Annotated in this window: 6 protein-coding genes; 2 read left to right on the top strand and 4 right to left on the bottom strand. The window is 70.8% G+C overall.

Translation table 11 applies throughout. From position 1 onward, the window contains the following. Nucleotides 1-114 precede the first annotated feature (114 nt). Nucleotides 115-1,059: a pseudouridine-5'-phosphate glycosidase gene (locus GBZ26_RS22785; RefSeq protein ID WP_174440811.1), complete on the top strand. Its 945-nt coding sequence runs from the start codon at nucleotides 115-117 to the stop codon at nucleotides 1,057-1,059. An 86-nt stretch (nucleotides 1,060-1,145) separates the two neighbouring features. Continuing rightward, nucleotides 1,146-1,559 (top strand): hypothetical protein, encoded by a 414-nt coding sequence (locus GBZ26_RS22790; RefSeq protein ID WP_035674528.1) that lies wholly within the window; start codon nucleotides 1,146-1,148, stop codon nucleotides 1,557-1,559. 78 nt (nucleotides 1,560-1,637) lie between these two features. On the opposite strand, the gene GBZ26_RS22795 is transcribed toward GBZ26_RS22790, so the two are convergent. From GBZ26_RS22795 to GBZ26_RS22810, 4 genes are all read right to left on the bottom strand, one after another. Beyond that, nucleotides 1,638-2,522, bottom strand: a complete 885-nt coding sequence (locus GBZ26_RS22795; protein WP_174440812.1) for an S-methyl-5'-thioadenosine phosphorylase — start codon at nucleotides 2,520-2,522, stop codon at nucleotides 1,638-1,640. A gap of 62 nt (nucleotides 2,523-2,584) precedes the next feature. Next, a complete protein-coding gene (locus GBZ26_RS22800; RefSeq protein ID WP_174440813.1) occupies nucleotides 2,585-3,283 on the bottom strand; it encodes a rhomboid family intramembrane serine protease in 699 nt (232 codons plus the stop codon). 126 nt (nucleotides 3,284-3,409) lie between these two features. Next, nucleotides 3,410-7,720 (bottom strand): translocation/assembly module TamB domain-containing protein, encoded by a 4,311-nt coding sequence (locus tag GBZ26_RS22805; RefSeq protein WP_174440814.1) that lies wholly within the window; start codon nucleotides 7,718-7,720, stop codon nucleotides 3,410-3,412. A 113-nt stretch (nucleotides 7,721-7,833) separates the two neighbouring features. Beyond that, a partial coding sequence (locus tag GBZ26_RS22810; RefSeq protein ID WP_174440815.1) for an autotransporter assembly complex protein TamA occupies nucleotides 7,834-9,506 on the bottom strand: 1,673 nt, incomplete at its 5' end.

Below are 9,506 nucleotides of genomic sequence, written 5' to 3' on the forward strand. Positions count from 1 at the left end.
CAGGCATGCCCTGCAATATAGGCCGTCCTCGCGAAAGGACAAAATTCCGATTCCTGCGGTTGCGCCGGCGCGAACCACAGCGCAGGATGCGGGTGAACGAGGGAGACTCCGACCATGCACGACCGCCTGTTGCCGACCCCCGAGGTCGCCGCCGCCCTGGCCGAGGGCCGGCCCGTGGTGGCGCTGGAATCCACCGTCATCTCCCACGGCATGCCCTACCCGAAGAACCTGGAAACGGCGATGGCGTTGGAGGACGCGGTGCGGGCCGAAGGGGCGGTTCCCGCGACCATCGCCGTTCTCGACGGGCGCATCCGCGTCGGGCTGGACAGTGAAGCCCTGGAGCGGCTCGCCAAGGGCGGCACCGGCGTCATGAAGCTGAGCCGCCGCGACCTGCCCGTCGCATTGGCGACGGGCGCACTGGGCGCCACCACGGTGGCGGCTACGATGATCGCCGCAAGGCTGGCCGGGATTGCCGTCTTCGCCACAGGGGGCCTGGGCGGGGTGCACCGCGGCGCCGAAACCAGTTTCGACGTGTCGGCTGATCTCGACGAGCTGGCCCGCACCAGCGTCTGCGTCGTCTGTGCGGGTGCCAAGTCGATTCTCGACCTGCCGAAGACGCTGGAGGTGCTGGAGACCCGCGGCGTTCCCGTCCTGGGGCTGGGCACCGACGAATTTCCGGCCTTCTACAGCCGCAACTCTGGTCTGCCTGTCTCTCATCGCTGTGACAACATCGATGAGGTCGCGGCCATCCTGAGGGCCAAATGGGAGCTTGGGCTGGAGGGCGGCGTGGTCCTCGCCAATCCCATCCCGGAGGCCGACGCGCTCGATGGCGAAGCCATGGAGAAGGCCATCGCCCAGGCACTAAAGGATGCGGAACATCATGGAATCACGGGAAAATCCGTCACGCCTTTTCTCCTCGCGGCACTGGAGCGGATCACCGGCGGGCGCAGCCTGACCGCAAACATGGCGCTGATCCGAAACAACGCCGTGACTGCGGCGCGGCTGGCGGCGGCTTACGCAGCGCGGACCCCCTCACCGGTCATAGGCCGTTACGCATAAGAGGTAAGCCATCCGTGACGTCCGGATTTAAGTCCCCGTTAACCGACGCCGGGTGAATCTGCGCTCGTTCTTCAGCGGAGGTCTCTATGCGTGCGCCCAGCCCGTCGAACCTGGTTTCCCGGATGATCGCCATGGCCGCCCAGCCCGACGAGGGCATCGGCGAAACCGACAACCGCCCGGCTGCGCGGGTCAAGAAGATCGTCTGGGCTTCCCAGGCGGCGAAACTGCGGGGTTCCCTCTCCTCGCGCCTCGTCCACGAGATCGAGTGCGCGGTGTCCGCGGACCTCGACAGCATGGAACTGCCGGAAGTGTTCTTCACCTCCGTCGAGTTCGCCGGCCGCGTCATCACCTGCGACCTGGACGCCTCAGGCACCGCCTCGATCTTCGGCCTGATCGACATCAGCGATTACGATGAGCTGGTGGAGGAAGCCGGCGACGACGCGCTGTTCGGCGTCGATTGGGACGGCGTCTACGTCACCCCGGCGCGCACCCGTCACTGAGGCTATCCGCCCGATCCAAAGATAAAGCCGCGGGACCCGGACGCACGCCGGGTCCCGCGGCTTTTTGCGTTTGCGTCCTCAGCCCAGCGCGCGGGCGAGGATGACGTCGAGCGCCTTCAGCATCTCGGGGTCCCGCTTGTCCGGCGCGGTCATGATCGCGTGGTCGAGCGCGGTGTGGCAGCCCTGGGCGCACAGCCCGTCGCGCACCTGCAGCTTCGGCGCCAGCGTCTTGACCAGCGACCGCGCCTTGCCGGCGTTGGCGACCACCACCCGGATGACCGCGTCGACGGTGACGTGGTCATGGTCCGGATGCCAGCAGTCGAAGTCGGTGACCATGGCGACGGTCGCGTAGCACATCTCCGCCTCGCGGGCGAGTTTGGCCTCCGGCATGTTGGTCATGCCGATCACGTCGCAGCCCCAGCTCCGGTACAGCTCGGATTCGGCCTTGGTCGAGAATTGCGGGCCTTCCATGACCATGTAGGTGCCGCGGCGCTGATGCGGCACCTTCAGCTCGATCAGCGCCTCCTCGATCAGGTCGCCCAGCCGCCCGCAGACCGGATGGCCCAGCGCCACATGCGCCACCAGACCGGTGCCGAAGAAGCTTTTGTTGCGGGCAAAGGTGCGGTCGATGAACTGGTCGATCACCACGAAGGTGCCCGGCGGCAGATGCTCCTTCAGCGAACCGACGGCAGAGACCGACAGGATCTCGGTCACACCCAGCGCCTTCAGCGCGTGGATGTTGGCGCGGAAGTTCAGCTCGGACGGCGGGATGCGGTGACCGCGGCCATGGCGCGGCAGGAAGACCAGCTTCTGTCCATCCAGCTCGCCCGTGAGCAGCTCGTCGGACGGGTCGCCGAAGGGCGTTTCCACCTTAACCCAGCGCTGGTTCTCCAGCCCGTCGATGTCGTAGACGCCGCTGCCGCCGATCACGCCGAGCACCGGCGCGGACCCGGTTTGCGCCATAGTCACATGCCTCCGTCAATGGGAGGGCGCAGTATTCCGCCCTGGCCCGGCAAAGGCAACGGTCACAACGTTCGCAGCAGAACCACCACCAGGGTCAGATAGACGGCGGCCTTCGCCGCGGTGCTGAGGCGGGCGACGCTCCACAGCGCCACGCCGGGGCGGCGGAACAGGGCGACCAGCGCCATCCCCGCGCCGAACCCGCCCAGATGGGCCGCCCAAGCCACATCGCCCAGACTGGAGTCAGGAGCCGGCGGCATCAGCGTCATCGCCACGTTGATCGCCAGGAAACTGCCCACCACGAAGGAGGCGGGAACCCGTGGCCCCGGCGTCACGCCAAGCGTCGCCTGCGGGTGCAGCAGCAGGAAGGCGCCCATCACCCCGCAGATCGCTCCGCTCGCCCCGACCAGCGGCGCCATGGGGTCGACAGCCAGCGCGCCCTCCACCATGGCCCCCGCCGCGGCGCAGAGCAGGAAGAACAGCAGGTAGCGCAGGCTGCCCATCGCCAGTTCGACCGCGCCGCCGAAGGCCCAGAGCGCCAGCATGTTGCTGACCAGATGCACGATGTCGCTGTGGATCAGGACATGGCCGAACAGCCCGCGCCACACCGCCCAGGTCGGCAGCGGCCCGGCCGTCTCCACCGTTCCGAAGAAATAAGCAGGAACGAAGGCGAGGGATTCCGGCGGCAGGCCCAGCACGAAGGCCAGCGTGCAGGCCATGACGATGCCCTGGTTGACGTAGGGAATCCTTCTGGCAGCGCGCACCGCTCCCCCTTCGCCGATGACCGGAGCCTTGGCGGCCCGGCCTTCACCTTTGCTCGATATGGGGGCTCTTGTGCCGATGACCAGCGCCCGAAAGCAGCGTCAGGAGTGGCGCAAAGCTGGTGCCGGTCAGTAATTCCACTCCCACTTGACGCCGACGCGGGTGTCGGAATCGGCGCCGACGTCCGCCTGGGCCTTGATGTTCTTGGTGATGTCGACCTCCACCGTGGCGCGGCTCTGGTTCGCGCCGATGCCCTGCTCCACCCCGACATAGACACGGTCGCTGACATAGCGCCCGGCCTCCACCGCGCCACCCTTGCCGTCGGCGCCGCCGGTGAATTCCAGCCGGTCGACGCCGAGACCGCGGCGCAGGTTGCCGAGCAGGCCGGGGCCGCCACCGCCGAAGCCCGCGAGCGTCGCTGCGGACTGCGCGAGCTGGACCGCCTCCACCGCGTTCAGGTTGCCGACCGACTTCCCGAACAGCACGGCGGACAGCACCTCGTCCTGCGGCAGGCCCTGCGGAGAGGTCAACTCCAGCTTCGGCTGTCCGGCGGTGCCGGTGACCAGGACCTGGGCGGTCACATCGTTGGCGGTGGCCTCCGCCAGGAAATCCAACCGCGGGTCGATGGCGGGACCGCCGTCGAACTCGATGATGCCGCGCCTGAAGACGAAGGTTTTGGCGAGAAGGTCCAACTCGCCCTTCAGCATGTTCAACCGCCCGCTGACCAGCGGCTGGCTGGAGGTGCCGGTGACGGCGAGCTGTCCGGCGAATTCCGCCTCCAACCCGCGGCCCCGGACGAAGATCTGGTTCTGCGCGCTGATCGTCAGATCGAGGATCATCGCAAAGGCCGGCTCCGGCGCCCCATTGCCCGGCTGACCGTTCTTCAGGCTGACCGGCTGCGCCTTGCGGCCCTTGCCGACCTCGACGACCTTCAGGTCGACGACGTTGGGCGGGGTCTGGTTGGGGATCTGGATCTCCGCCCGCTCGATCCGCACGGGGCCGGCCAGCCGCGGATTCACGAAGCTGCCGGTCAGCGTCAGGTTGGTGCCGATGGTGACCGCCGCCAGATCGTTTTGCACCAGCCGCGCCCGATCGGCCTGGATGGCGAGGTCGAGCTGCTGCTGCGGGTCCGCGGCGGCGGGGCGGATCACGCCGCGGGCGCTGATCTCGCCGCCGTTGGTGGTCCGGCCGCGGAAGCTCTGGATGGTGAAGACGTCGCCGTCGCCGACGATGCGGGCGTCGATGTTGCTGATGATGGCGCCGCTCGCCCGGTTCTCGTAGCGTCCGTTGGCCAGCGTCACCGTGCCACCCAGCCGGGGAGCCGCCACGGTGCCGTCGACGCTGACGTCCAGCCGCAGCGTGCCGCGCGCCCGGTCGCCGCTGGCCGCCAGCAGGTCGTTGGCGAGCGAGGCGTCGATGGCGCCGCGCAACGCCGCCTCCAGCCGGCCGCGCTCCGAAACCGAGAAGGCCAGCGTGTCCGGGTCCATGGCCAGCGGTGCGGCGGCGGTCAGCGTCACCCGACCGGCGTTGTTGCTGGTGGCGACGTCGCCGTCCACCGAAAGGCGCGCCTCCCTCCAGCGCGCGTTGACCGTGGCGTTCAAGCCGGGCACGCCGGCCTGGGTGGTCTGCTGCGCCTTCAGGTTGGCGACGCGCAGCGTGGCATCGGCCTGCGGGCGGCGGACGGTGCCACCGAGAGTCGCCTGCGCGTTCAGCGTTCCGTCCAGCCGGAGGGTCGGGTTCGCCAGCCGGGCCAACGCCATCGGCACGCGGTCCAGCCGCAGTTCCCCCGACAGCCGCTCCCCGTTCAGGCCGAGATCGGCGGCGAGCTGGGCGTTGCCGCTGACCAGCCGCAGGCCGGACACTTCGTAGCGCCGCTCGCCCAGGGCGATGGCCGCAGGCTGGGTCAGCCGGAAGGATTCGCCGCTGTAACGGCCCTGGAGCCGGTCGAGCCGGATGCGGTTCAGCGCACCGTTCTGCGCAAACTCCCCGGCCAGCTCAAGCCCCAGCGGGTCGCTCCCGGCCCCCGCGGCCTCCGCCCGGAAGGCCGCCTTGGCGAGCGAGCCGTCCACGCTGGCGGTCACCCGGGACAGATCGTTGCCGGCGGCGGCCCCGTCCTGAAGCTCCACACGCGCCTTGCTGCTGGCGTTGCCCAGGGCGTCGGCGACGTCGGCGTTGGCGGTCAGGCGGCGCGCGGCGAACAATGGCCCGCCCTCCCCCTCGACACGCAGGTCGGTGGCGTTGGCGGTCAGATTGGCCGCCTGCTTGCCGTTCGGCGCGTCGAGCGCGACGGTGAAGCCCGCCGCCCCCGTGAGCGGCACGCCGGCCAGCTCCGACAGCGCCTGAAGCTGCGGCAGGGTGCCGTCGAGCTTGCCGGTCGCGGTCATGGCGTCGAGCGCCACGCGCACCGCCCCGGTGATCCGGTTCGGCCCGTTTGCCACGGCAAGGTCACTGATCCGCAGCGCCTGCCCCTCGAGCGCGTAGGCGGCGTCCGCGGTCAGCCCGGCGCCGGCCAGTTCGGTGCGGGCCGACAGCCGGCCCTGCGGGGCGCCCGGCAGATTCTGCGCGGTGGCGTTCAGCCGCGTGTCGCCGAAGCGGCGACCCTGCACGGCGAGGTTCCGCGCGTGCAGCGCCGCCTCCGCCACAAGATTGTCCAACGGCCCTTTCGCCGTCGCGTCGAGCGTCAGGCCGCCCGCCATCTCCGTCCCGGCGGCGGTGCCCACCGGGGCGAGGTCGGCGATCTCCAGCCTGGTCTTGGCGTCCACGGCCCCGTCCACCAGGGCCGCAACACCGGTCAGCCGCCCGTTGCGGCCATCCACCGTCAGGTCGGTGAGGCGCATGGCGCCGCCCGGTTCCATCACCGCCTGAGCGCCCAGGCTGACGTCGCGGCCAAGCACGCCGTCGGCGGGCGTTCCGGTTTCCAGACCGCGCAGCGCGCCGCTGAGGCCGGCGGTCAACGTGCCGTCCTCCTGCCGGCGCACCGGCCCGGCCAGGGCCAGCGACCCGGCCAGCGGCTGCCCGGCGAGGGCGGAGAGGCGCGACAGGTCGTCGGCGTTCAGCGACACCGTGACGTCGGCGGTCTGGCCCCAGCCGGTCACGCTGCCCTGCGCCCCGGCGCTGGCCGCCGCGGTGGTCAGGGTCACCCCCTCGATCCCCACCGCTCCCGTGTCGGCGTTGATCCGCGCCTGCCCGTCCAGCCGCACCTCCGGTCCGGCGACCGAGGCCAGGGCGGGATCGTCGGCGGCGAGGTCGTGGATCAGCCCCTCCACCACAACGGTCAGCGCGTCCAGCGTGCCCTGGGCGGTGCCCGACACGGTGCCCTCCCGCCAGGCGATGCCGGGGGCGAAGCCGTGCAGGGTGGAGTCCGGCCCGGCCTGAACCTCGTAGCGCAGGTCGAGGCTGCGGCGGTCGGCGCCGATGCGTCCGGAGAGATTGGCCGTGGCGGCGGCGGTCTCGACGGCCACCGGCTGCAGGGTCAGGGCACCGTCCGGAGCGACCACCACGGTGCCCTTCAACGCCGGCTGCGGCCCGGCCAGCGGAGCGATGTCGGGGCCGAGAAGCGACGCCACGTCGCCGGTCGCCGCGATGGAGACGGCGTGCCCCTCGGGCACAGCCTTGATCGTGGCGTCGACGGCCAGCCGGGCGGCGTTCTCGGCCGCCGCGGTGAAGGTGCCCTTCCAGTCGTCCAGCGAGCCCTGCCCGTCCAGCGAGGCGCTGACCGGCGGCGCGCCGGGAATGTTCAACGCGGTGGCGATCAGCCCGCCCGCCGGCTCCGACGCCTTCAGGTTCAGGTCCAGCCGCTTGTCGTCGGGATTGAAGGCGACGTCGAGCGCCACCGTCCCCGGCTGCTCGCCCAGCCGGTCCACGTTCAGATGCGCTTCCAGCGACGCCCCGCCCGACGCGAGGTCCAGCGACCCGTCGATCTTCAGCCGCGCCTCCTGCCCGATCAGCGGCTCCGCCAGGACAAGCTCGGCGATGGCCAGCTTGTCCACGGCGACGCCCACCGGCAGGCTGGGCAGCAGCGAGGTCGGTCCCTGGTCGGGCGGCGGCTCCGGCCCCTCGGCGGGAAGCGGCGCGCGCTCCACGACGACGCGCTGCGCCTCGATCGCGTCGGCCTTGGCCCGCCCGGTCAGCAGAGCGGTCGGGGCGAGGTTGACGCGCAGATCCTCCAGCCGCAGCCAGACGCCCTCGCGGTCGGCGACGGTGACGTCCGAGATCGTGAAGTTGACGGGAACCGCGCCGCCGATGGTGCCGATCCTGACCTGGAGGTCGGGACCGTTCACCGCCTTCTCGATGGTCTGGGCGATCCAGCGCCGGACCGCGTTGGCCGGCCCCCAGCCGCCCCCTTCGGTGTCGGCCGCGCGGGCGGCTTCCGTCAGGACCGTACCGCTGAGGACGGCGATGGCCAGAAGAAGGACGATCAGACGACGCAAACCCGACACCACGCACCCCGTTGCGGCATTCCCCGAATGGTATAACGGGAAAGAGCAGTGACGATCCCGATCCAAGCGGCAAAAATGCGACCCGGTCCGGCATCACCGGTTGAAAGGACGAATCAGAAGGCCTGACCCAGACTGAGATAGAGCTGCCACTTCGCATCGCCGGAATCGGCGTTCAGCGGAAAGGCCACGTCGGCGCGCAGCGGTCCGAAATCGGTGTAGTACCGCGCACCGATGCCCGCGCCGACCTTCAGCGGTTCCTTGAAGTCGGGGAAGGCGCTGTCGAAGACGGTGCCGGCGTCGACGAAGGGCACGATGCCGATGGTCTCCGTCACCTTGACGCGCAGTTCCAGACCGGCTTCGAAGAGCGACCGCCCGCCGGTCGGGTCGCCGTAGATGTCGCGCGGTCCGGCCTTCTGGAAGCCGTAGCCGCGCACCGACCCGCCGCCGCCCGCGTAGAAGCGGTGATCCGGCGGAACCTGGTCCAGCGACGCCCCCACCGTGCTGCCGACGCCGATGCGCGCCGCCGCGACGTAACGGCCGTCGTCGGACAGATCGCGGTAGGCCGACGCGTTGATCTGGAAGCTGGTGAAGATCGAGTCCGTGTCCCCGGCGTAGGGGAACCAGGGGGTGGCGAGCAGCGAGGCGCGGTAGCCTCTGGATGGGTTCAGCAGGTTGTCCGAGCCGTCCCAGGCGATGCCCAGCGGCACGCCGATGAAGCCGGTCTGATACTCCCGCAGGTTGGAACGCACCCGCCCGCGCTCCCCCGACACCCCGTAGGAGACCTTGAGCTGGTCGGTCACCTGCCGCTCCAGCGAGGCCGAGCCGATGGTGGCGACGCGGTCGTAGGCCGGCGGCTGCTCCGACGCGACCTGGAAATCCAGGATCAGCGACTGGCGCGGCGCCAGGAAATCGGGCTTGCGGAAATTGGCTGACAGCCGGATATCCGGCAGATCCCGACTGCCGCGCGGTCCCCGCGCGGCGCCGTTGTCGCCGCCGATGCGTCCGACCTCCACGCCCAGCCGCAGCCGCTCCGCCCCGCCGAACAGGTTGCGGTGGCCCCAGTAGGCCGAGCCGCCCACCCCGTCCTCCGACGAATAGAAGGCGCTGGCCCCGATGAAGCGGTGCAGCGTCTCGGCCAGGGTCACGTCCACCGGCGGGACGCCGCCCGGCCCCGGCTCCTCGGCCAGCCGCACCCGCACCGTGTCGAACACGTCGAGCTGGGCGATCTGCTGGCGCGCCCGGTCGACCTTGGCCGGGCTGTAGATGTCGCCCTGCTTCCAGGGCAGGCGCCCGCGGATCAGCCCCTCGTTGACGCTGGCCAGCCCGTCGATCCTGGTGTCGCCGAACATCACCAGCGGGCCGGGGTCCACCGAGAAGGTGACATCCATGCTGTGGTCGTCGTGGTCCACCACCACCCGCCGCTCGGCCACGGTGGCGAAGGGGTGGCCGCGGTCGGTCATCCGGCGCAGCAGCGCGGACTGGGCGTCCACCACCTGCGGCGCGCGCGCCCGCTGCCCCACCGGCAGGCCGATGTCGCCGGGGGTCACATCGCCGCCCGGCAGCGGCGCGCCGTCGGTGGAGGCGATGGTGATGGTCTTGAAGCGGTAGGCCGGACCGGACGTCACCGCCACGGTCACCTTGGCCGGCGTCCGGGCTGCGTCCACCCGGATGTCGAGCACGGCGTCGTAGAAACCGGCGGAGCGCAGCGCCGTCTGCAGGCGGTCCCGGTCGTTGTCGGCCCGCCGCTCCAGCCCCAGCACCGAGGGCGGCGGGTCGTCCTTCAGGC

The organism is Azospirillum formosense (assembly GCF_013340925.1).
Taxonomy (GTDB): domain Bacteria; phylum Pseudomonadota; class Alphaproteobacteria; order Azospirillales; family Azospirillaceae; genus Azospirillum; species Azospirillum formosense.